Annotated in this window: 18 protein-coding genes; 7 read left to right on the top strand and 11 right to left on the bottom strand. The window is 57.6% G+C overall.

Annotated elements, in window-relative coordinates:
* Positions 1-83 precede the first annotated feature (83 nt).
* Positions 84-1,415: an aspartate aminotransferase family protein gene (locus tag NOM67_RS16970; RefSeq protein WP_255938882.1), complete on the bottom strand. Its 1,332-nt coding sequence runs from the start codon at positions 1,413-1,415 to the stop codon at positions 84-86.
* 186 nt (positions 1,416-1,601) lie between these two features.
* Between NOM67_RS16970 and NOM67_RS16965 the strand changes: the two genes are divergently transcribed.
* From NOM67_RS16965 to NOM67_RS16945, 5 genes are all read left to right on the top strand, one after another.
* Complete coding sequence (locus NOM67_RS16965; RefSeq protein ID WP_124242138.1) at positions 1,602-2,144, top strand: cupin domain-containing protein; 543 nt, start codon at positions 1,602-1,604, stop codon at positions 2,142-2,144.
* A 124-nt stretch (positions 2,145-2,268) separates the two neighbouring features.
* Positions 2,269-3,765, top strand: coding sequence for an aldehyde dehydrogenase (locus tag NOM67_RS16960; protein ID WP_043850693.1), 1,497 nt, complete (start codon positions 2,269-2,271; stop codon positions 3,763-3,765).
* 125 nt (positions 3,766-3,890) lie between these two features.
* Positions 3,891-4,061 carry a hypothetical protein gene (locus NOM67_RS16955; RefSeq protein ID WP_005341999.1) on the top strand — a complete coding sequence of 57 codons (171 nt, stop codon included), beginning with the start codon at positions 3,891-3,893 and terminating at the stop codon, positions 4,059-4,061.
* Between the two features lie 113 nt (positions 4,062-4,174).
* Positions 4,175-5,098, top strand: coding sequence for an EamA family transporter RarD (gene rarD, locus NOM67_RS16950; protein WP_156854206.1), 924 nt, complete (start codon positions 4,175-4,177; stop codon positions 5,096-5,098).
* Positions 5,099-5,227: 129 nt separating this feature from the next.
* Positions 5,228-6,337, top strand: coding sequence for a YeeE/YedE thiosulfate transporter family protein (locus NOM67_RS16945; protein WP_192849751.1), 1,110 nt, complete (start codon positions 5,228-5,230; stop codon positions 6,335-6,337).
* A 129-nt stretch (positions 6,338-6,466) separates the two neighbouring features.
* Here the strand turns inward: NOM67_RS16945 and mgtA are convergent, their stop codons facing one another.
* Positions 6,467-9,229, bottom strand: a complete 2,763-nt coding sequence (mgtA, locus tag NOM67_RS16940; protein WP_042031942.1) for a magnesium-translocating P-type ATPase — start codon at positions 9,227-9,229, stop codon at positions 6,467-6,469.
* Positions 9,230-9,667: 438 nt separating this feature from the next.
* Between mgtA and NOM67_RS16935 the strand changes: the two genes are divergently transcribed.
* Positions 9,668-9,970 (top strand): hypothetical protein, encoded by a 303-nt coding sequence (locus tag NOM67_RS16935; protein ID WP_104016265.1) that lies wholly within the window; start codon positions 9,668-9,670, stop codon positions 9,968-9,970.
* Between the two features lie 373 nt (positions 9,971-10,343).
* Here the strand turns inward: NOM67_RS16935 and ompA are convergent, their stop codons facing one another.
* The 3 genes from ompA to NOM67_RS16920 all read right to left on the bottom strand — a co-directional run bounded on the left by ompA (position 10,344) and on the right by NOM67_RS16920 (position 13,084).
* A complete protein-coding gene (gene ompA, locus NOM67_RS16930; protein WP_255938881.1) occupies positions 10,344-11,435 on the bottom strand; it encodes a porin OmpA in 1,092 nt (363 codons plus the stop codon).
* Between the two features lie 166 nt (positions 11,436-11,601).
* On the bottom strand, positions 11,602-12,507 hold the full coding sequence (locus tag NOM67_RS16925) for a tetratricopeptide repeat protein (protein ID WP_198038023.1): 906 nt from the start codon (positions 12,505-12,507) through the stop codon (positions 11,602-11,604).
* The gene (locus tag NOM67_RS16920; RefSeq protein WP_156854214.1) at positions 12,494-13,084 is read right to left on the bottom strand and encodes a hypothetical protein; all 591 of its coding nucleotides are present in this window, start codon (positions 13,082-13,084) and stop codon (positions 12,494-12,496) included. Before NOM67_RS16920 ends, NOM67_RS16925 begins: the two co-directional genes overlap by 14 nt.
* Positions 13,085-13,523: 439 nt before the next feature.
* Here NOM67_RS16920 and NOM67_RS16915 point away from each other — a divergent pair, with 439 nt between their 5' ends.
* A complete protein-coding gene (locus NOM67_RS16915; protein WP_156854216.1) occupies positions 13,524-14,516 on the top strand; it encodes a YafY family protein in 993 nt (330 codons plus the stop codon).
* Here the strand turns inward: NOM67_RS16915 and NOM67_RS16910 are convergent.
* The 6 genes from NOM67_RS16910 to NOM67_RS16885 all read right to left on the bottom strand — a co-directional run bounded on the left by NOM67_RS16910 (position 14,513) and on the right by NOM67_RS16885 (position 23,634).
* Positions 14,513-15,844 (bottom strand): McrC family protein, encoded by a 1,332-nt coding sequence (locus NOM67_RS16910; protein WP_255938880.1) that lies wholly within the window; start codon positions 15,842-15,844, stop codon positions 14,513-14,515. The genes NOM67_RS16915 and NOM67_RS16910 overlap by 4 nt on opposite strands.
* Complete coding sequence (locus tag NOM67_RS16905; RefSeq protein WP_156854218.1) at positions 15,841-17,373, bottom strand: McrB family protein; 1,533 nt, start codon at positions 17,371-17,373, stop codon at positions 15,841-15,843. The genes NOM67_RS16910 and NOM67_RS16905 overlap by 4 nt, the downstream gene beginning before the upstream one ends.
* A 43-nt stretch (positions 17,374-17,416) precedes the next feature.
* A complete protein-coding gene (locus NOM67_RS16900; RefSeq protein ID WP_255938879.1) occupies positions 17,417-18,904 on the bottom strand; it encodes an McrB family protein in 1,488 nt (495 codons plus the stop codon).
* A gap of 273 nt (positions 18,905-19,177) precedes the next feature.
* Positions 19,178-20,698: a threonine ammonia-lyase, biosynthetic gene (gene ilvA, locus NOM67_RS16895; protein ID WP_011707857.1), complete on the bottom strand. Its 1,521-nt coding sequence runs from the start codon at positions 20,696-20,698 to the stop codon at positions 19,178-19,180.
* Between the two features lie 3 nt (positions 20,699-20,701).
* Complete coding sequence (ilvD, locus tag NOM67_RS16890) at positions 20,702-22,543, bottom strand: dihydroxy-acid dehydratase (RefSeq protein WP_255938858.1); 1,842 nt, start codon at positions 22,541-22,543, stop codon at positions 20,702-20,704.
* Positions 22,544-22,689: 146 nt separating this feature from the next.
* Positions 22,690-23,634, bottom strand: a complete 945-nt coding sequence (locus NOM67_RS16885; protein WP_255938857.1) for a branched-chain amino acid transaminase — start codon at positions 23,632-23,634, stop codon at positions 22,690-22,692.
* Between the last annotated feature and the right edge of the window lie 5 nt (positions 23,635-23,639).

The following is a 23,639-nucleotide window of genomic DNA, read 5'->3' as shown; positions in this document are numbered from 1 at the left end:
CGTGATGACTGATATCGTGGTGGCGCAGCACTCGTCAAAACGAGGCAACGCAAGGCCCCGCCAGAGCGGGGCCACCAAATGGGTTAGGGTTGGGCCTGCAGGGCATCCTGCAGCATGGTGAAGAGATCGTCGATCTGACTGCGCTCGATAATGAGGGGTGGCGACAGGGCGATGATGTCGCCGGTCACCCGGATCAGCGCACCTTTCTCGAAGCAGCGGACAAACACCTCGTAGGCGCGCTTGCCAGGCGCATCCGGCATGGATTCCAGCTCGATGCCCGCCACCAGCCCGTAGTTGCGCACATCCTTCACATGCTTGCAGCCCTTCAGCGAATGGGCCGCCTCCTCCCAGTAGCCCGCCAGATCGGCGGCGCGGCTGAGCAGGTTCTCGTTGCGATAGATCTCGAGGGTCGCCAGACCCGCAGCCGCAGCCACCGGATGACCGGAGTAGGTGTAGCCGTGGAACAGCTCGATGGCCCCCTTGCCTGCCGCCATCATGTCGTCATAAATGTGCTTCTGCACCAGCACAGCCCCCATCGGGATAGCACCGTTGGTCAGCCCCTTGGCGCAAGTGATCATGTCGGGGATGACATCGAACTCCTGGGCGGCAAAGGGGGAGCCGAGGCGACCGAAACCGGTGATCACCTCGTCAAAAATCAACAGGATGCCGTGCTTGGTGCAGATCTCCCGCAGCCGCTTGAGGTAGCCTTTGGGCGGCATCAGCACGCCGGTACTGCCGGCGATGGGCTCGACGATCACCGCCGCGATATTGCTGGCATCGTGCAGAAAGACGATCTTCTCCAGCTCGTCGGCCAGCGCCACATCCTCCTCGGGCAGTCCTTTGGTGAAGGCATTTTTGGCGATATTGAGGGTATGGGGCAGATGATCCACCCCGGTCAGCAGGGAACCAAACCACTTGCGGTTGCCGGGAATGCCCCCCACCGAGATGCCACCGAAGCCGACCCCGTGATAGCCACGCTCGCGGCCAATCAGCCGGGTGCGAGTGCCCTGACCGCGGGCCCGCTGCCAGGCCAGCGCAATCTTGAGCGCGGTATCGACCGACTCGGAGCCGGAGTTGGTATAGAAGACGTGGCCAAAACCCTTGGGAGCAATCTCCACCAGCTTGTTGGCCAGCTCGAACGGCAGCGGGTGGCCCATCTGGAAAGTGGGGGCAAAATCGAGGTGGGAAATCTGCTGGGAGACCGCCTCGGCAATCTCGCGCCGACCATGGCCCGCGTTGCAACACCAGAGTCCGGCTGTGCCATCCAGTATCTTGCGGCCATCCTCTGAGTGATAATACATCCCCTCCGCCGACTTCAGGATGCGCGGCGCCGCCTTGAACTGCTGGTTGGCGGTGAACGGCATCCAGAAGGCGGACATGTCGGAGGGGGTATTGATGTCGCTGATCGGTTTCATGGTCACCTCATCCTTAAGGTGTTTAGCAACTATCGGCCATTGCCTATTAAATTAAACACCTGAATCCTTAAAAAAGGGCTCATTATGGCCCTATCTGATCTCACCCCAACTAGCTGTGCTGAACGGGGTGGTATAAGATATTTAACACAAATTTAATAATAGTAAACAGTCAAGGAGTGTCTATCGATGGATATCGGCCACCGCCTCAAGGCGGTTCGCACCAAAGCCGGCCTCTCCCAGCGCGAGCTGGCCAAACGCTCCGGCGTGACCAACGGATTCATCTCCCAGATCGAGAAAAATCAGGTGAGCCCGTCGGTTGCCTCCCTGCGCAAGGTGCTGGAAGGGATCCCCATGTCGCTGGCCAGCTTCTTTACCGACGAGACCGAAATGGACTCCGAAGTGGTCTTTCGCGCCGCCGATATGCCGGATCTCGGCACCCATCCCATCAGTTACCGACTGGTGGGCCACAGCCGTGCCAACCGCGCCATCGGCATGATGCAGGAGACCCTGCCAGCCGGAGCCGACACCGGTGACGACATGCTGAGCCACGAGGGTGAAGAGTGCGGCATCGTCATCAAGGGCGAGGTTGAGGTGACCGTCGGCGAGCAGATCTACCTGCTGACGCCGGGCGATGGCTACTACTTCGACAGCCGAACCCCCCACCGTTTTCGCAACGTGGGCGAGCAGGAGTGCGTGCTGATTTCAGCCAATACTCCCGCCAGTTTCTAACTGACTGGCATCGGTTAAAAACAGTCCAATGTTTAATGAATTGTTACAGAATGGATTTACAAGCGGCAGGATGTTTAGCATATTGATACGCGGATAGTGACTTTTGCCGGTTCAAGGAGTGAACATGAGTGACCTGACCCTGGCCCAGTGGCAACACAAGGCCTCCCACCTGACCCTGCCCTCGCAAGCCTTTATCGATGGCAGCTATCGGGATGCCATCAATGGCGCCACCTTCGACTGCATCAACCCGGCCAACGGCAAGCTGCTGACCAAAGTGGCCGCCTGCGACGCCGCCGATGCCGAGTTGGCGGTACAGGCCGCTCGTGCCGCATTCGATGACAAACGCTGGAGCGGCCTGCCACCGAAACAGCGCAAGCAGATCATGCAGCGCTTCGCCGAACTGATGCGCCTCAACAAACTGGAGCTGGCGCTGCTGGAGTCGCTGGACATGGGCAAACCCATCGGCGATGCCATGGGCTATGACGCTCCGGCCGCAGCCAACTGCATCGCCTGGAACGCCGAAGCGATCGACAAGATTTACGATCAGGTCGCACCGGTCGAGGAATCCGCTCTGGCGCTGGTGACCCGCGAACCACTCGGGGTGGTCGCCGCCATCGTGCCTTGGAACTTCCCGCTGGTGATGGCCTGCTGGAAGCTGGGCCCGGCGCTCGCCACCGGCAACTCGGTGATCCTCAAGCCTTCCGAAAAGTCCCCCCTGACCGCCCTGCGCATCGCGGGTCTGGCCAAGGAGGCGGGTATTCCCGACGGCGTATTCAACGTGCTGCCCGGCTTTGGCCATACCGTAGGCGAGGCGCTGGCCATGCACATGGATGTGGATTGCATCACCTTCACCGGTTCCACCAAAATCGGCAAGCATCTGGTAGAGTGCTCCGGCAAATCCAACCTCAAGCGCGCCTTTATGGAGTGCGGCGGCAAGAGCCCCAACATCATTCTGGCTGACGTGCCCGATCTGGACGCTGCCGCCAGAAGCGCCGCAGGTGCCATCTTCTACAACCAGGGCGAGGTGTGTACCGCCGCCTCCCGGCTGCTGGTGCAAAACAGCATCAAGCCGCAATTTATGGAGCGACTGCTGGCCCATGCCCGCGAGTGGATCTCGGCCAACCCGCTCGACCCCGCTACCCGCATCGGCGCCATGGTGGATCACATCCAGATGGAGCAGGTGCTGCGCTATATCGAAATTGGCAAACAGGAGGGAGCCAAGCTGCTGCTGGGGGGCAACCGCACCAACACAGTGAGCGGCGGCTTCTATATCGAACCCACTATTTTCGATGAAGTCACTCCGCAGATGCGTATCTTCCGCGAGGAGATCTTCGGCCCGGTGCTGGCAGTGACCGGCTTCGATACGCTGGAGGAGGCTATCGCGCTCGGCAACGATACTGACTACGGACTGGCCGCGGCAATCTGGACGGCGGATCTCAACAAGGCGGTCAAGGGCTCACGCGCCCTGCGCGCCGGCACCGTCTTCGTCAACAACTGGGATGGCGGCGACATGACCATGCCGTTTGGCGGCTTCAAACAGTCCGGCAACGGTCGCGACAAGTCGCTGCACGCGCTGGAGAAATATACCGAGCTGAAAAGTACCTGGATCCAGCTCGAATAAGGGGATAAACAGCCATCATCATCAGCTAGGGGGGAGAAATCCCCCCTTTTGCATTTCGGTCTTCCATCAGGCGGCACAATCGATATAATCATCAAATAAGCAAGCCATTAAATATAAAGACAAAAATGCTATTTTTTCTGGGAAGTGTCCTGTTTCTGGTGATCGGTTTGCCCCTGCTGTTCTTCGTGCTGGGGCACGGCGAGGCCTACGTGACCTGGGGCCCCTGGATCTCCGCTATCGCCCTGATGCTGTGGCTACTGATGGATGTGGACAAGATCCGCCGCGGTAAAGGCTGATCCCCCTCCTCCGCCAGACTTCGCTTTATTCGCTTCTTTCCCCGCACAAGGATCGCTACACTGATTTTTTGCGATGTTTTTCCAACATCTGCACTCCAGTGAAGGCTATCTGCATGTCGCAACAGACCCAGCGCGAGGGGATCATCTACGCCCTCAGCGCCTATACCTTATGGGGCATAGCCCCGATCTATTTCAAAACCATTGCCGCCGTGCCGGCCATCGAGATCCTCACCCACAGGGTGATTTGGTCCTGCGCCCTGCTGATGGTGCTGGTACTGCTGGGCCGCCAGTGGCACAAGGTGCAGGCGGTGCTGCGTCGGCCGAAAGTGCTGCTTACCCTCGCCTTTACCTCCTTCACGGTGGGGGGCAACTGGCTGCTCTTCATCTGGGCCATCAACAATGGCCATATGCTGGATGCCAGCCTCGGCTACTACATCAATCCGCTGTTCAACGTGCTGCTGGGCATGCTGTTTCTGAGCGAGAAGCTGCGCCGCCTGCAGTGGTGGGCGGTCGCCCTCGCCTTTATCGGGGTGGGAATCCAGCTCATCGCCTTCGGCTCCCTGCCCTGGATCGCACTGGTGCTGGCGTCGAGCTTCGCTCTATATGGTCTGGTGCGCAAAAAGCTGGCCCTCGATGCCCTTACCGGCCTGCTGCTGGAGACGCTCATCATGCTGCCTGCGGCCGCTTTCTACCTGTGGGGTATCGCCGACAGTCCAACCAGCCACATGACGGAGAACGGCTGGCAGCTCAACCTGCTGCTGATCGCCGCCGGCGCCGTTACCACCGCTCCACTGCTCTGCTTCACCGCGGCGGCCACCCGGCTCAAGCTCTCCACCCTGGGTTTCTTCCAGTACATAGGCCCCAGCATGATGTTCATCCTAGCCGTCACCCTCTACGGTGAGGCGCTGGCAATGGACAAGCTCATCACCTTCGCCTGCATCTGGAGCGCACTGGTGATCTTTACGCTGGATGGGCTGCGCAGCGGCAAGACACCTGTAGCGGCAAGCAGCATAAATCCTTCAAAATCAAACCAGTAGATAACAAAACCATCAGAAGCGAGATGCCATTTGCTCGCTTCATTCTTTGCTAAACCGGTAGCCTTGGATTCAATGAGGGAATAGGATCCGCACTCCCTATTCTCCATCCAGCTATAAGGATTAACGGTTATGAATCGAAAATGGTCGCTCCCCATCGTGGCAATCGCGGGGGGAGCGTTACTCTGGCTCGGCAACACCTTTGGTATGAAATGGGCTCTGATGGCCCTGATCGGATTCGGCTTCGGCTTCACCCTCTCCTTCAGCCGCTTCGGCATCGTGTTCGGTTGGCGCGAGATGCTGACCAAGCGCAACAGCTACTATGTGCGGGTTCACCTGCTCACCATCGCCATCGAAATTCTGCTGTTCACCACCTTCCTCTCCTTTAGTCACGCCCTGTTTGGCGATGCCATGGTGGGTAACGTGATGGCTATCGGCATTCCTTTCATCGTCGGTGCCTTCCTGTTCGGCATCGGCATGCAGCTGGCTGGCGTCTGTGCCACCGGTACTCTTTATTGCTGCGGCGAGGGGCAACCCCGCTTCTGGCTGGTGCTGATCTGCTACGGCATCGGCACCCTCATCAGCAACCAGTTCCGCCCCGAACTGGAGGCCACCTTCTCCAGCCATGTGGTGCTGGCCAAGGATTTGACCGGCAATATCTGGAGCGGCATGCTGCTCAACCTGGCGCTGGTCGCCGCGCTGTTCCTGCTGTTTCGCAACAGCGAACTCAAGCGTACCGGCGAACTCAAGCCCCTCTTCAGCGGCGGCAACCTGTTCTGGCGCGATGGCCGCTTCACCGTGCTGACCGGCGGCATCATCATCGCCATACTCAACTCCACTGTCGTCGCCCTGCACGGCTCGGCCTGGACCATCACCGGCGCCGTCTATGACATGGCGCTGCGCGGTGCCTCTCTGTTCGGCCTGTTCGAGGGCAACCCCAAGCTGGCCCAGCCGCTCTTCATCAACCCCATGGTCGGCATGTTCTGGCTCGGCATTCTGGGGGCCATGCTGGCGCGCTGCATCAGCGGTGGCGGCAACTTCGCCCCGATGCGGATCGGCAACAGTCTGGCATCCATCCTCGGCGGCCTGCTGATGGGGATGGGCGCCATGTACAGCGCCTGCAACCTCGGCGGCTTCTTCGATGGCACCGCCTCCGGCAGCCTGCACGGCTGGGTCTGGATGCTGATGGCCCTCGCTGGCAGCCTGATCGGCATCCGCCTGCGCCCGCTGTTCAAGCTCTGAGCCACAGACCGGTACTCGCCAACAAGGGTGTCGGGCCACACCAAATTAAGAGAGCCAGTCCGCTTGCGCGGGCTGGCTCTCTTTTTTCTGTCGCGCGGGGATCACTCCGGCCTTTTTGCTAGCTCTTCATCAGAACCACTGACCGTGGCGCTTGATGTATATGCTCTTGACGGTCTGGGTCAGCCCCATGTAGGCCAGCATGGTGATCACCAGCCACATGAAGTACTTGGGCCCATCCAGGGTGATGAAGCCGAAGTGCTCAGCCACAGGCGAGAAGGGCAGGTAGCAGCCGATAGCAATGGCGATCGAGGTGGAGAGCAGCACCGGCAGGGTAGCGGTACTCTGCAGGAACGGGATCTTGCGGGTACGCAGCATATGTACCACCAGCGTCTGCGACACCAGCCCCTCGATAAACCAGCCGGAGTTCATGATGGCCTGACCGTTGACCAGCGGATCCATGCTGCCGTTGGCGGTGGCATAGAGGGCACCGGCACCGAACACGAACCACATCAGGCAATAGGTGCTGATATCGAACACCGACGAGGTCGGGCCAAGCCACAGCATGAAGCGCTTGATGTTGCTCGCCTCCCACTTGCGCGGCCGCTTGAGAAACTCGGGATCCATCTTGTCCCACGGCAGCAGCATCTGGGAGACGTCATACACCAGATTCTGGATCAGCATCTGCATCGCCAGCATGGGTGCCCAGGGCAACCAGGCGGAGGCCACCAGCACCGAGAAGACGTTGCCGAAGTTGGAGCTGGCGGTCATGTTGAGGTACTTCAAGATGTTGCCAAAGGTCTCGCGTCCCTTGATCACCCCCTCCTCCAGCACCATCAGGCTTTTCTCCAGCAGGATGATGTCGGCAGTCTCCTTGGCGATGTCGGCACCGCTATCCACCGAGATCCCCACGTCCGCATCCCGCAGCGCCGGGGCATCGTTGATGCCGTCACCAAGGAAACCGACGGTATTGCCGTTGGCCTGTAGCGCCTTCACCACCCGCGACTTCTGCAGCGGGGTGAGCTTGGCGAAGATGGTGGTCTGTTTGACCGCTTCGCACAGCGCCACGTCGTCCATCCCTTCGATATCCTTACCGAGCAGCGGCACGCCGGGTTCCAACCCCACATCGCGACACACCTTGCTGGTGATGATGGGGTTGTCACCGGTCAGCACCTTGACCGCCACGCCATAGTCGTTCAGCGCGCGGATAGCTGGTGCAGCCGAATCCTTGGGCGGATCGAAGAAGGTGAGGAAGCCGCGCACCACCAGATTGACCTCGTCACTGGTGCGATAGCTCTGCTTGCGCTCGCCCGCCGGGATCTCGCGGGTTGCCACGATCAGCACCCGATACCCCTCGGCGTTGAACTCCTCGCTCTGGCGCAGCAAGGCACGGCGATCGGCGTCGGTCAGTGCACGGATCTCCTTGCCATCGGCGATATGGCCGGAGACGGCCAGCATCTCTTCCACCGCCCCCTTGGAAACCATCAGCTGCTGGCCCAGATCGTCCTGCACAATGACTGACAGGCGACGGCGCACGAAGTCGAACGGCAGCTCGTCCACCTTGCCATAGTTGGCCGGCTTGCAGCTCTCACCCAGGGCATCGGCGTGTTCGATCACCGCGATATCCATCAGGTTCTTCATGCCGCTCTGATGAAAGCTGTTGAGCCAGGCCAGCTGCAGGATCCGGTCGTCCCGGTTGCCACGCACGTCGTAGTGGTGCTCGAGGATGATCTTGTCCTGGGTCAGGGTGCCGGTCTTGTCGGTGCAGAGCACATCCATGGCACCGAAGTTCTGCACCGAGTTGAGCCGCTTCACCACCACCTTGCGTTTGGCCATCGCCACCGCGCCACGCGCCAGGTTGGCGGAGACAATCATCGGCAGCATCTCGGGGGTGAGGCCCACCGCCACTGCCAGCGCGAAGGTGAGTGCCGACATCCAGTCGCCACTGCTGATGCCGTTGAGCATGAAGACGATGGGCACCATCACCAGCATGAAGCGGATCAGCAGCCTGGTGACGCTGTTTACGCCGCGATCGAAGCTGGTCTCGATGCGCTTGTGACTCACCACATTGCGGGCCAGCGAACCAAAGTAGGTATCACTGCCGGTGGCCACCACCACGGCGCGGGCGGTACCGCTCACCACGTTGGTCCCCATAAAGCAGATGTTGGGCAGATCGAGCATCCCGCCATCGCCAGCACCGGAGCCTTCCGCCGACTTGCCGGCCACAGCGCCCAGAGTGTCGTACTTCTCGACCGGCAGTGCTTCGCCGGTCAGCACAGCCTGGCTGATGAAGAGATCACGGGATTCGATCAGCTTGATGTCGGCCGGGATCATGTCCCCCGCCTGTAGGTGCACAATGTCGCCGACCACCAACTCGGTCATCGCCACCTCCTTGCGCTGGGGGGTCGCCCCCGGCGAGGGACGGCGCTGCACGGTGGCGGTATTGCGTACCAGTGACTTGAGCGCCTCGGCCGCCTTGGCGGAGCGATACTCCTGCCAGAAACGGAGCAGGCCGCTCAGGCTGACCATCACGCCGAGGATGATCACCTTGACCCAATCCTCGTCACCCGGTTCGGCCATCAGTACATCCATGACGTAGCTGACCAGACCCAGCGCGATCAGCACCATTACAAAGGGGTTCTTGAACGCCTGCAGCAGCTGGATCAGCGCATGGGGCGGCTTGTCGTGATTCACCTCGTTGAGACCGAACTCGGCCAGCCGGTTGGCTGCCTCGGTCGCAGTCAGACCGTCGATGTTGCTGCGCACGGCGGTGAGGGTGTACTCGAGGGATTTGTCGGCCTCGTCGAGCACCCGGGAGGAGATCTTCTCTCTCTGCGTACCCGGCGCAACAAAGCCCTTCTGCTTGTGCCGGCTGGCGGTATGTTGTTGTTTCATGACTCTTTATCCTGATTTTTACGCACAGGCGGGCCCCGTCGCGGGCTTGGCCTGGCGTCAGTACTGATATCAAAGGCAGTGAACCCAACACGCTGCCGATGCGCTCAATCGCCGCACACGGGGCGGCCCGTCAGACAAATGTCTGCCGTCGCGCTAACCAGCATGGTTGGGTCAGATCAGGGGTCAGGACACCGCATCCCGTCCCCGCAGGGGGATCAGGAGTGGGGAGGCGTGGACCCCGAGGGTCGAGGTTTGGGCTCTTCGGTCATCGGTTTTCCTCCGAGTTTGCCAGGGCGCATGCTGGATACGGGTATCCGCCAGCAGTGCCAGTAAGTGATAACGAAAATCAGGATAACAATTGCGAACTACAAGATAATGGCGCGAGTCAAATAATGTCAGGCGTGTTTCATTGAGCCATTCACAGAAAAGTGACAGGCTATGGAATATATTTCAGCGAAAAATCAAAACCACCAGATATATATTTCACACAAACCAAAGATATATTTATTCGCAACCACGCCTATCGAAAACAGAGCCGTTTTCAATATGGTGGAATTCATCTTGTTCTTCGACGCCCACTCGCGCTCCGGCTGCACAACGGCCAGTCAGATGCTGCTCGACGGCAACACGGACTTGCTGCGCAACAGGGGCGACGATGAAGCGTGCGATTACATGATTCGCGAGGCGGTGCGGCTCGCAGATGAGTGGAACAATCCGGTTTGCAACGACAATCCCTGTTAAAACGGGGCCTTGGCTGTTGCGGGAGTCAGTGGTGACTCATTGAAGTGCTGCACTCTAATGCTACGTTCGAGCAATCAGAGTGAGGAGGAAAAGAGAGAATATTCGGCCTCAGCTCTGGTAAACCCGCATCGCGATTTGCAATCGGCTACAACTGTCGCAGTCCATAATATTCATCCATCTGTTGATAACACGCAGGGATTCTAACCAAAAGGCTCTGCGGGAGCAAAGTTTAAATCGATATTTTTTCATCTATTTATTTACCTCCCATATCACCGATATTTTCCATATCGAAAATATTCGCTGATTCATTGTCTTGCACGACCTGTTGTCCATAAAAAAACGGGAGGCCAGGCCTCCCGCATTTCTTGCCATCTTATTGAGCCGGATGGGAAACCCCTTCCAGATGGACTTCGACCCGGCGATCCGGCGCCAGACAGGCGATCAGCGCCTGTTTGGAGTGGCTGGTGCAGTTGCTGCCGGTTACCGGATTGGCCTTGCCACGCCCCTCGACCCGAACCTTGTCGGCATAGAGTCCCTTGGCCACCAGATAGCTGGCCACACTCTGGGCCCGCTTCTCGGAGAGGGCGAGGTTGTAATTGTCTGAGCCGATACGGTCGGTGTAGCCGATCACGGTGGCCACCCCGTCCTTCGGATTGGCGGCCACGATCTGGCTGAACAGGGCATTGAGCGCCTCGCTGGCGGCCGGCTTGAGAGTCGCCTTGTTGAACTCGAACAGCACGTCGGAGCTCAGGCTGAACTCCTTGGGTGCTACCACCACGGCCGGAGCCGGGGCGGCAACTACCGGAGCTGGAGCCGGAGCGGCCTCCCCTTGCTGGCCGAAGCGATAGAGCATGCCAAACGCCAGCAAGCCGTTGTCCAGCTCGATGCCTGAACGATCGATGGAGGTGTCGCCCAGCGGGGTGGTGTATTGGTACTCCAGCCGCGCCGCCCAGTTCTGGTCGATGGTGTACTCAGCCCCCAGCGCCCCGACAAAGGCAGCACCATGTTTCTTGCCGGTATAGCTCACGCCGCCAAAGTTGATCTTGCTATCCGTCCAGGCATAGCCACCACCCAGACGACCGTAGAGATCAAGGGTGCTGGTCGCTGGGAAGCTGATCTTCATGGTGGCCTGCACCAGCTGGCTCTTCGCCTCGCCATCGAGTGTCGTCACCCCGCTGCCGCCACTCATCTTGTACTTGCCGAGCCAGTCGTAGCCCAGTTCAAACCCGAGGTTGGGATTGAGCTGGTAACCGGCGAATGCACCCAGCCCCAGATCGTTCTTGTCCTCGCTGTTGTTGCCTACAGCATTGAAGGCACTGGCGATATCCTGGTTTTTATCTACACCGTAGTAGTTGGACCAACCGGCCTTGCCACCGGCATACCAGGTGTTGTCCTGAGCAGCCGCCTGCACGGCGCCCGCAGCCAGCAATCCGCCGACCAACACGGCAAGCATCGATTTATTCATGTTCAGCCTCTGCAATAAGTCGTTTAGGCGCCTGAATGCGCACTCTCCCTGTGTGAAGCCGTCAGGCGGCCTCGCCGCATTCAGGTTATCCCATCCACTGCCGGCCTCAAATGACCAAGCCATCAGGAGTGTGAGCTTGCCGACATTCCGGAACGCAAAATGTTAGTCAGAAGAACAATGCATCGTATGACAATGTGACTATCAGAGGACTATGATTTTCCCACTGCCAGACAGGTAGCGACGCATCCATCACTGGTCGAATTTCAGCCCAATAATCTTCAGGTAGATAGCAACGCTCTTCAGGCAATAATTCATCGGAGATCGATGACAAATCGTTGATCAGAGACTGTAAATGGGCTGTCGTCACTTCTCCTTGCAACTCTAAACGTCCCTCTGTTGCCTCTCTAACCAACCAGGCGAGTGCGGTTACATGGCGCATCGTGCATGCCATCTCTAACCATTGAATCCCTCGCTTACCCTTCTTCTGGGCTTCCAGTAAGGCAAAACGCATGACACTCGCCTTGTGCCGCAAACTGACACCTTTCTTGAGCCATTCACGAGATACCGTCTGCTCTGCCGGCGATCCGGACTCAAGCAGTCTGGCGAGGCAGTAGATAGCCCATATATGCCCTCTGATTGCCGCCCGGCGATACCAATACATCGCCAACCTCTCATCCTGACGGTACCCCCGCCCATGCTGGATGTTGAAAGCCAGAGAATACATCGCACTATCTGACCCGGATTGTGCTGCCTGCAGAAAACAGGCGTTTGCCTGCTCCCACTCTCCCGCCAGAGAGTGGATATCGCCCAGGGCACACATAGCGATTGCGCTTCCCTGTCGCGCGGCGGCCTCATACCAGTGGCGGCCCTCCATCGGGTGTTCGCTGGTGCCCGCCAACATATTCATGGCATCGGCACAGCCTTCGCTCGCCCCCTGTAGCCACAATTGGCGAGCGTGATTTTTATCGATCTGTTTACGTTCACTTGACGACCCGACCCCGTAATAGAATTCAATCCCGAGATTGCATAGTCGCGCCAATCGCCGCTTTTTAGCTTTATCAGAGCAAGACATGGCGTGGATGCCTCGACAGCAATAAGCAACTTTCCTGCGGTAAGTAGTTAAACAGGGCATTGTGTAACACCTTGGGTGCCAACAATGCTTTAAGTTGCTGATACTGGCTCTCAAAATCCTCTAACGTCATCCCCATGCATTCCTCCTCTGAAGCAATCTTCAGAGAGTAATCAATTCCTTGCAGAGACGCGGCATGGCGCGGCAAATCATTTTTCGCCAACAACCAACCATAACGATGAGACTGCAATAATGTCTGAACCTCATGACATTGGTCTGGTAGCAAACAGTCATCCGGTGCCATCCAGCCATACAACCAATTGATAAAAGTCGCTCCATCAACCCGAGGAGCATGGAGTTGTGACTGGTGTTCCGGGGTCGGAAACAGGGGGGATAACCAGATAGTAATCCTGGTGCGATTCGCCACCCATTCCAAAAAGGCGAGAGAGGGAGAAGCCAGGTCAATCACTACAGCGACAGGGGTATTGGCATCTGTATGTGCCAACTCATCAGGGGTGCGATAAAGGATGCCATCAGGCTCAACACCTATTGGCGGCGACTCGGTAATCAACATCAGCATGGGAGCATTCCGGGTTATTCGGCTGGCCATTATTGAATAACACCCTGACGTCATCTGGTGACGCGTGCCACAACCACTCAGAGTGACGCAACCCCCGGTTATAACGTTGCTCGCATCACAGCAACCAAGTTAACAGGAGTGTTCCATGGGTCATTACTTCACCATCCTCTGTCCACATTGTGGTACGACAACCACAGTTTCCACCTCCGTAGCACGTAATGGTACCGGTGTCGGCCAGTGTCGCAATTGCCGAAAATTGGTGCGTATTCAGGTCGATCATCGTGGTGGAATCGTAAGAGTTAAATGACATCAGACCTAACAACAGCTTGTTCTGACAACAAACTTGGCTCTGGTTCAGAAAATATCAACGTGTCACTTGAGTCAGACTAAAACTGGGGGCTAGTATGCCCCCTCTTCAATAGGCTCTGACTCCATTGCCATGTCCGATACCCAAACCCAACGCCATTTCGCCATCCTTAGCTATCTGCCTTACGAACCCCAATCAATTTCTACGACAGAAATCGTACTCAAACTGGAGCGCGATGGCTTTGATGTCACACTGCGCAAAGTGCAGCGCGATCTGGAGAGCCTGAGCTGCCGTCATAGCATCCTCAGCGATGAGACAGTGCGTCCGTATCGCTGGTCACGCAAACAAGGCACTAAAGGTTGGCTGGATATGACGCCCAGTACAGCCTTGGCACTTTGTATGGCCAAGCAACACCTTCAGGGGCTGTTGCCACGCCAGTTACAAGGTAATCTGGCCGACTTCTTTGCCCAAGCGGAGCAGCGGCTCGCCAATTCCCACGAAAAGCTGGCGATGTGGCCCAACTGCATTGCCTCCCATCCGGCAGGTTTTCAGTTATGTCCACCCAAAGTGAATACACTGGTGCTGGAAGGTGTCGAACAGGCGCTGCTGGAAAAACGGGTTATCGATATCGAATATACCCCCCGCCCGCCAAACGCGGCCAAGCATTATCTGGTTAATCCTCTTGCCCTGGTAACCAAGGGGTCAACCCTTTATCTCATCGCAACACTGGTAGATAACGGGGAATATCGAAACTTTGCCCTCCATAGAGCAACCCGGATCGAGATCATTGATAAGCCAGTCACCACGCCCCCAGGATTTAGTCTTACCGACTATCTGGCCAAGGGGAACCTGGCCTTCGCCCGCCATCGCAGCATTGAGCTGGCATTGCGAGTGGATTATATCAAGGGGTATCACCTGCAAGAGAGCTGGCTAAGTGAAAACCAGCGCATCGAACCAGACGGTTCATACCATTTCATCCTTCATGCCACTGTCAATGATACGGAAGAGCTGCGTTGGTGGCTGATGTCTATTGCCGATATCAGCGAGGTGTTATCCCCTCCTGATTTACGCGACATCATCATGGCCAGCCTGCGTAAAGGACTGGCCAATTATGCTGTCCGCTAGCTGGCCACGGGCTGCCGTGACGACCAACTTATCTCATCGGGAAGGTGCATCTGCCCGGACTCCAGGTCAAACGGCACGGCCCAAAGACGCAAAGGCTGCCTGGCCGCATTGGCCAACAAGAATGGCCCAATGACCCGATCCAGCCCTCGCCATTTTGGGTAGATCAGACACATGTCCCCTGCACCGCCCTGATAAGTCTGCCCGTACGCCAACATCTGATAAAAATCTTGCTGGCTGAGCCCAAACTTGTCTTGGCGGTTTTCCTGCTCGAGTCGTTTCCACTTGGTATCCATGACCCGCAGGCTGGCATGACCTTCCAGCAGCAAGTCCGGCTTGAGCTGGAACATAGCCCCCTCAGCAAGACCCGCTTGACCATAGTGGCAGAGATACTCAGCTCTCGATTGGGTGGCCAGGCCAAGACCAGATGGGAGCCGGCGCCTCAGTTGGTGAGCCACATAAGCCTCAAATAGCCGTTCCATGGGATAAAGCAGGCTGAGCCCTCGCCACTGGCCATGGAGGGCCATCGGCATATGCCGCTGCAGAATCAATTCGCACCAGGGTTTGATGGCTTGATAACGAGCCATCAAACGGTCGGTGCGCCAGGCTCGCAGGTCTCGCTCAATCTCGCGGGACGGAGTCAGCTCATGGAGCATGCCCTGTAACTCGTGAGAGAGACGCCAGTTATGCGCAGTGCGAGTCGACGTGCAGACCAGATCGAGCGCACGGCGGATCAATCTATGCTCTGCGCTCTCGGGTTGGAACAGGTCGTGGCGGATCCGGAATTTATGCTGCCGCCCGGCGGGTTGGCGCATTTGCCTCGCCATATCCAGCTGTCCACGCAGAAATGGCGCCTCCTCTTCGACTTGCATATAGTCAAAGCGCAACCCGTGCCTGACCAGATGCTCCAGCTCAGAGAGGAATCGCCCCATCACCCACTCGCTCAAGGAACCTTCACCCAGCTCAAGGCCCGCCTCTTCTGCCTCGCGCAGAGGAAGATCCATCGCGCTGGCCAGCATCTTCTTGAGCATGCGCCGACTGCGACTTACCTCGCTCGCCATATTTTCATCCGGCGCCGCATCATGAGTCTTGGGCAGGATCTCGATGATCTGGCCACAGGGCGACTCCAACACGCCCACATAGCTGTCGAGACGAAGCCACTGGCGCCCATCCAGATGCAGCATGGACGCCCCCTGCTTGCTAAATTGTCCCGCCAGCTCGCACAGCCACATAAACGCCGAGCGGCTGATACGGGCTCGATCCAGCGAAGGGCAATCAAGGGGCTCGAAGGTTAGGCGAGCGTACTCGCGAACGATGACATGCCCTTTCACTGCACAGTCCCCGCCTCTACCCGTTGTTCGACCTTGCGCCCCTTGTGGCCAATGATGCCCATATAGGCACTTGCTTGAGTCCACGCGGCATCCCCTTCCGGCTTAATCTTCCAGCCGGTGGGCAAGTTGCCTAATTCGGCCTCCTCACCGAATAGCTTCTGCAGATCGAGATCCTCATCCTGAGTCACAAAACGGTCACCCCTGGACTTGCGATGGTCGTTCAGTACCAAGGCTATCTTCTGCCAATCCTCGAAGAAGTACTCCTGCAGCAAGGGCAGCACCTGTTTTTGGAAAATCCGCCCTAGGTGTGGCAGGTTGGGATCCTTTTGCAGGGGCATAAAGAGGGCATGCCCCAGACAATAGTCACGGCCCAGCAAGGCAGTAATGCGACGGTTGATGGTCCGCAGCAATTCACCGATCTGGATCCCCTCCACATACAGAGTGTCGAGCAAGTCGGGACGGGGCGGCATCTCTTTAAAGAAGAAGCGGCGACGCAACGCCAAATCCAGGCCAGCCAGCGAGCGATCTGCCGTATTCATGGTACCGATCAGATAGAGGTTGTTGGGCACACCAAAAGGCTTCTTCGAGTAGGGGAGAACTACTTTAAGCTCCTCTTCGGCACCCAGGCGCTTGGACGGCTCCAGCAGAGTGATCAACTCACCAAATATACGGGAAATATTGCCCCGGTTGATCTCGTCGATAATCAGCACATAGGGATTTTCGGGATCCGCTTCAGCCCGCTGGCAGATCTGTTTGAACAGACCATCAACCACCCGATAGTGCAGTACACCATCCTGACTCTCCGCCTTGATACCTTCGATAAAATCTTCGTAACTGAAACTTTGGTGGAAGGTGACAAATTGGATGCGCTGCTCAGCTACCAATTCACCAAATCGGTCCTGCAATTCATCGCGGTCATCAATGTTATGCTCAACAATCCCTGGCTCAATAATATCGAGCGCTTCTGCCACTGTGTTATAGGTTTTACCTGTCCCTGGAGGACCAAACAGGATCTGATTTATAGCTTGTGTTACACCACTTATTCCTTGAGGTGCAATGTTCACATCATCATCAGGATCTTCACTTTTCTGATAGTCGGATGGCACATATCCTTTGCGACCTGACGGGAAAATAAAATCTGTCGTTTGACACAGCTGGCGAAGAAATGCTGAAACATTTTCCAACGTGCTTTCGTCACTGATAGCATCAACCATTAACTTTCCATTCACTTCTCTCATCTGTTCGAAGCTGGGAGTAAAAGATGAACATACGTTTTTATTTACTTTTATACCAAAGGTGCGGCTTTTAAATAAAACCCGAACCAAGACTTTTCCTTTGTGGTTTAGACTCGGCTCTTTCACCCCAAATCGGAGAGGGGTCGAGGGACTATTCACAACAAAAGCATCATAGATCGGAAAAATATCGTTAAAGATATCAATAAACTTTGAAAATAGTTTTTTGGTAACCTCTGGCCATTGCAGATATAGCTTTTCCAATCTGTTATTGGTTAAAATATCTTCAACTTTCATATGAATTCTCTGTGTATAAAATAGCAACAGGTTCTTACTATGATTATATTATTCCGGCGTATGCTGGAGCGAGTGACCAGACGGCATCCCCTTCCGGTTTAATCTTCCAGCCGGTGGGCAAGTTGCCTAATTCGGCCTCCTCACCGAATAGCTTCTGCAGATCGAGATCCTCATCCTGAGTCACAAAACGGTCACCCCTGGACTTGCGATGGTCGTTCAGTACCAAGGCTATCTTCTGCCAATCCTCGAAGAAGTACTCCTGCAGCAAGGGCAGCACCTGTTTTTGGAAAATCCGCCCTAGGTGTGGCAGGTTGGGATCCTTTTGCAGGGGCATAAAGAGGGCATGCCCCAGACAATAGTCACGGCCCAGCAAGGCAGTAATGCGACGGTTGATGGTCCGCAGCAATTCACCGATCTGGATCCCCTCCACAAACAGAGTGTCGAGCAAGTCGGGACGGGGCGGCATCTCTTTAAAGAAGAAGCGGCGACGCAACGCCAAATCCAGGCCAGCCAGCGAGCGATCTGCCGTATTCATGGTACCGATCAGATAGAGGTTGTTGGGCACACCAAAAGGCTTCTTCGAGTAGGGGAGAACTACTTTAAGCTCCTCTTCGGCACCCAGGCGCTTGGACGGCTCCAGCAGAGTGATCAACTCACCAAATATACGGGAAATATTGCCCCGGTTGATCTCGTCGATAATCAGCACATAGGGATTTTCGGGATCCGCTTCAGCCCGCTGGCAGATCTGTTTGAACAGACCATCAACCACCCGATAGTGCAGTACACCATCCTGACTCTCCGCCTTGATGCCTTCGATAAAATCTTCGTAACTGAAACTTTGGTGGAAGGTGACAAATTGGATGCGCTGCTCAGCTACCAATTCACCAAATCGGTCCTGCAATTCATCGCGGTCATCAATGTTATGCTCAACAATCCCTGGCTCAATAATATCGAGCGCTTCTGCTACTGTGTTATAGGTTTTGCCTGTCCCAGGAGGACCAAATAGTATTTGATTCTTGGTTGTCAACTTATGATCAGCATCACGGCCTGATGATTTATTGCCCTCCCCGTCAGACAATAGCATGCTGGGGTGGTGGTTTATAATTTCACTATGTATTTCAAATGCATGCTTGATATCTTCTGCACTAGTCGTTTTGAATTCATAGTACCCACCTTTCTTTGATTGTCCAAAGGGGACTTTCATGGGAAACTTATCCAATCCAGGAAATTTAGTTATTATTTTATTTCTTATAGAAAAAATGGCGTTGAATTTGCCTGATTGCAAAAACTCAAGCAAAAACAACCAATCGCCATCCACATAAAATTTAACCTTTGCACTATCTCCATTTTCTGTTTTCACACTCACATCATGAGTTTGTGATAGTTTGGAAAGGTTAGGAATTATGCTCTCATTGAGACAACTTAAGAAATCATCATTTAAACCATTTGTTTTATTGTAAAGCTCGGTGGATACTTCAACACCATGGTCATTGTTTAAAAAACACCCTATCGACTTCAATTTATCAAACATTCTTGTCCTATTTATGATGCAGTTACATTTACCACGCGATGATTCACACAACCTTTCCGATTGTTAGACCCAGAGTGGTCGTCTAGTCTGAGCAAGAGAGTCAAAATAACGACATCTTAGGAAATAGGTGGAAAGGTATTATAGGGGAATTATATATAACCAAGCGTCATTCCATGACGCTTGGTTGTTTTGATAAAAACATTACTTGTTGGTTATTTTAAAAACAAGGGAGGTATAGCGCCTCCCTTTAGATTTGTTGTTGAACAATCTCGCTCAACTGGCCAGAAACAGTCGGTAGGCGGGGTCATCGCTCACCTCTTTCCAGCCGTAGCCAATCTCGTGCAGGTAGTCGTGGAAGGCGGCTACGTCCTCGTCCGGCAGCTCGAAGGCGCAGAGCACCCGACCGTAGTCGGCACCGTGGTTGCGGTAGTGGAACAGGCTGATGTTCCAGCGACAGCCGAGGGTCTCGAGAAAGCGCATCAAAGCGCCAGGCTGCTCCGGAAACTTGAAGCTATAGAGCCGTTCACCGAGGGGCCGGGCCGGGCGGCCGCCAATCATGTAGCGCACGTGGTTCTTGGCCAGCTCGCTCTCGGTCATATTGACTACCGGGTAGCCGTTGCCACCGAGCTGATCGATGATCTGCCCGAGCTCCTCGTCACCGCCGGTGAGGCGCACCGAGACGAACAGCGACGCCTGCTCGGCATCGGCGTAGCGATAGTTGAACTCGGTCACCATGCGCGGCCCGAGCTGACGGCAGAAGTCGAGGAAGGCCCCTTTGCGCTCGGGGATGGTCACCGCCAGCATGCCCTCGCGCTTCTCGCCAATCTCGCAGCGCTCCGACACGTAGCGCAGGCTGTGGAAGTTGACGTTGGCGCCGGAGAGAATGGCCGCCATCCGCCCCCCTTTGACCTGCTCCCGCTCGCTGTAGGCCTTGAGGCCCGCCAGCGACAGGGCGCCCGACGGCTCGGCAATGGCGCGGCAGTCGTCGAAGATGTCTTTCAGCGCGGCGCAGATCTGGTCGTTGGAGACGGTCACCACCTCGTCCAGATACTGGTTGCACAGGCGGAAGGTCTCCTCGCCGATGCGCTTGACCGCCACCCCATCCGCAAACAGCGAGACCCGCTCCAGATTGACCGGCTCGCCGGCCGCCAGCGCGGCCTTGAGGCAGGCGGAGCCCTCCGCCTCCACCCCGATCACCTTCACATCCGGCAGCAGCTGTTTGATGTAGACCGCCACCCCGGCGGCCAGCCCGCCACCGCCCACCGGCACGAAGACGTGAGTGAGGTGGGTATCCTGCTCCAGCAGCTCCTTGCCGATGGTGCCCTGCCCGGCGATCACCTCGACGTCGTCAAACGGCGGGATCAGGGTGTACCCCTCCAGTTCCGCAAGGCGGCGACTCTCGCCATAGGCCTCGTCGAAACTGTTGCCAAACAGCATGACGTTTCCGCCCTGACGACGTACCGCGTCGATCTTGATGTCCGGCGTGGTCTTGGGCATCACGATGATCGCCTTGATGCCGAGCTTGGCGGCCGACAGGGCGACCCCCTGAGCGTGGTTGCCGGCAGAGGCGGCTATGACGCCGCGCGCCTTCTGCTCCTCGGTGAGGGTGGCGATCTTGTGGTAGGCGCCGCGCAGCTTGAAGGAGTGGACCGGTTGCAGATCCTCCCGCTTCAGGCTGACATGGTTGCCGAGTCGCTCGGAGAGTTTCTTCAGGGTTTGCAAGGGGGTGACCCGCGCCGCCTCGTAGACAGGAGAGAGCAACACCTTGCGTAGATAATCAGCCGCAGAGACCATGATTTATTCCCCCAACAGGGTGCGATCGCGCACCGCACCCTTGTCGGCGCTGGTGGCGAACATGGCGTAGGCGCGCAGGGCAAAGGAGACCTGACGCTGACGATCGAGCGGCTTCCAGCCCCGAGCCTCTACGGCGATACGGCGGGCGGCCAGCACGCTGTCGGCCACCTCCAGCACCATGCTGCGGGCCGGGATGTTGATACTGATGATGTCGCCATCCTCCACCAGACCTATGGTGCCGCCGGAAGCGGCCTCCGGCGAGACGTGGCCAATGGAGAGACCCGAGGTGCCGCCGGAGAAGCGGCCGTCGGTAATCAGGGCACACGCCTTGCCCAATCCCATGGATTTCAAATAGGTAGTGGGGTAGAGCATCTCCTGCATGCCCGGGCCCCCTTTCGGCCCTTCGTAGCGGATCACCACCACCTCGCCCGCTTTCACGGTACCGTCGAGGATGCCGTTCACCGCGCTCTCCTGACTCTCGAACACCCGGGCAGGGCCACGGAAGGTGAGGTTCTCCTCATCCACCCCGGCAGTCTTGACGATGGCGCCATTGACCGCGAGGTTGCCGGAAAGCACGGCGAGGCCGCCCTCCTGGCTGTAGGCGTTATCCAGCGAGCGGATGCACCCTTCGGCTCTGTCCAGATCCAGCTCCGGCCAGCGGCAATCCTGGCTGAACGCCTTGGTGGTGCGGATGCCGGCCGGGCCAGCGCGATAGAAGTCCACCACCTCCTGACTCGGCTGTCGGCTAACGTCATATTCATTGAGCTGTTCGACGAGGGAGCAACCCAGCACGGTACGGGTATCCCCATGCACCAGACCCGCTTTCTCCAGCTGACCCAGAATGGCGACCACGCCACCGGCGCGGTGCACATCTTCCATGTGGTATTTCTGGGTGGAGGGCGCCACCTTGCAGAGCTGCGGCACCTTGCGGGACATGCGGTCGATATCAGCCATGGTGAAGTCGACGCCCGCCTCCTGCGCCGCCGCCAGCAGGTGCAGCACGGTATTGGTGGAGCCGCCCATGGCGATATCGAGCGCCATGGCGTTCTCGAATGCCGCCTTGGTGGCGATGTTGCGCGGCAGTGCCGAAGCATCGTCCTGCTCATACCAGCGCTTGGCCAGAGTCACGATGCGCTGACCCGCCAGCTTGAACAGCTGCTCGCGGTCGCTGTGGGTAGCCAGCATGGAGCCGTTGCCCGGCTGGGAGAGGCCGAGCGCCTCGGTCAGGCAGTTCATGGAGTTGGCAGTGAACATGCCGGAACAGGAGCCGCAGGTGGGGCAGGCGCTGCGCTCCACCTGTTCGCTCTGGGCGTCCGAGACCTTGGGATCGGCCCCCTGGATCATGGCATCCACCAGATCCAGCTTGATGATCTGGTCGGAGAGCTTGGTCTTGCCCGCTTCCATCGGGCCGCCGGAGACGAAGATCACCGGGATATTGATGCGCAGGGCGGCCATCAGCATCCCCGGGGTGATCTTGTCGCAGTTGGAGATACAGACCATGGCGTCGGCGCAGTGGGCGTTGACCATATACTCCACCGAATCAGCAATCAGCTCGCGCGACGGCAGGGAGTAGAGCATGCCGCCGTGGCCCATGGCGATGCCGTCATCCACGGCGATGGTGTTGAACTCTTTGGCGACGCCGCCCGCAGCTTCGATCTCGCGCGCCACCAGCTGGCCCAGATCCTTGAGGTGGACGTGGCCCGGCACGAACTGGGTGAAGGAGTTGACCACGGCGATGATGGGCTTGCCGAAATCCTGATCGGTCATTCCGGTGGCACGCCACAGGGCGCGGGCCCCGGCCATGTTACGTCCGTGGGTGGTGGTGGCGGATCTCAACTTCGGCATTGTCTCTACTCCCTGAATGCCCAGCGGGCTCATTATCTTTGGAAATGAAAAAGTGACTCTCGGATCGGGAATCGATCCTGGTGAGGGCTCCGCGCAGTGCCCTGACCGGAAGCGACTCGGGGAGGCATGACGCCTCCCCTCTCTCATCAGTCGTTGACGGGCGTCAGCCAGCCCCACTTGTCTTCGGTCTGGCCATTGAACAGGCCGAAGAAGGCGTTTTGCAGCTGCTCGGTTACCGGGCCGCGGCAGCCAGCACCCACCTTCATCCGATCGACGGAACGCACCGGGGTCACCTCGGCGGCGGTGCCGGTCATGAAGATCTCGTCCGCCACATAGAGCGCCTCACGGGGCAACGCCTGCTCGCGCACCTCATAACCCAGATCGCGGGCCAGCGTCATGATGGTGTCGCGAGTGATCCCGGGCAGGATGGCTGCGGTAGCGGGCGGGGTAAACAGCACGCCGTTCTTCACCAGAAACAGGTTCTCCCCCGCCCCTTCGCTCAGGTAGCCGTTCACATCCAGCGCCAGCCCCTCGGCAAAGCCGTTGCGCTTGGCCTCGCGGCTGATCAGCTGGGATGACAAATAGTTGCCGCCCGCCTTGGCGCCAGTGGGAATGGTGTTGGGAGCGAGCCGGTTCCATGAGGTGACGCAGACATCCACCCCGTTTTTCAGTCCCTCTTCCCCCAGATAGGCGCCCCATGGCAGAGCAGCCACCATCAGGTCAGCCTTGGCATCCAGCGGCGGATGCAGCCCCAGCCCCACGTTGCCGACAAAGGCCAGCGGGCGCAGGTAGCCGCTCTTCAGGCCGTTCTCGCGCACCACGGTGCGGCAGGCTTCATTTACGTCGGCCTCGCTGTAGGGGACGTCCATCCAGTAGATCTTGGCGGAGTCGAACAGGCGGCGGGTGTGCTCCTGCAGACGGAAGATGCAGGTGCCCTTGGGGGTGTCGTAGGCGCGCACACCCTCAAACACCGAGGAGCCGTAGTGCAGGGCGTGGCTCATCACGTGCACCTTGGCATCCTGCCAAGGCACCAGTTTGCCGTTGAACCAGATGTATTGGGGGTGAGTGATGGATTGGGAAGGCTGTGACATTGGCT

The sequence above is a fragment of the Aeromonas sp. SG16 genome (assembly GCF_024436135.1).
Taxonomy (GTDB): domain Bacteria; phylum Pseudomonadota; class Gammaproteobacteria; order Enterobacterales; family Aeromonadaceae; genus Aeromonas; species Aeromonas jandaei.
The sequence above is the reverse complement of the archived record's forward strand: the minus strand, read 5'-3'. Positions and strand labels throughout refer to the sequence as shown.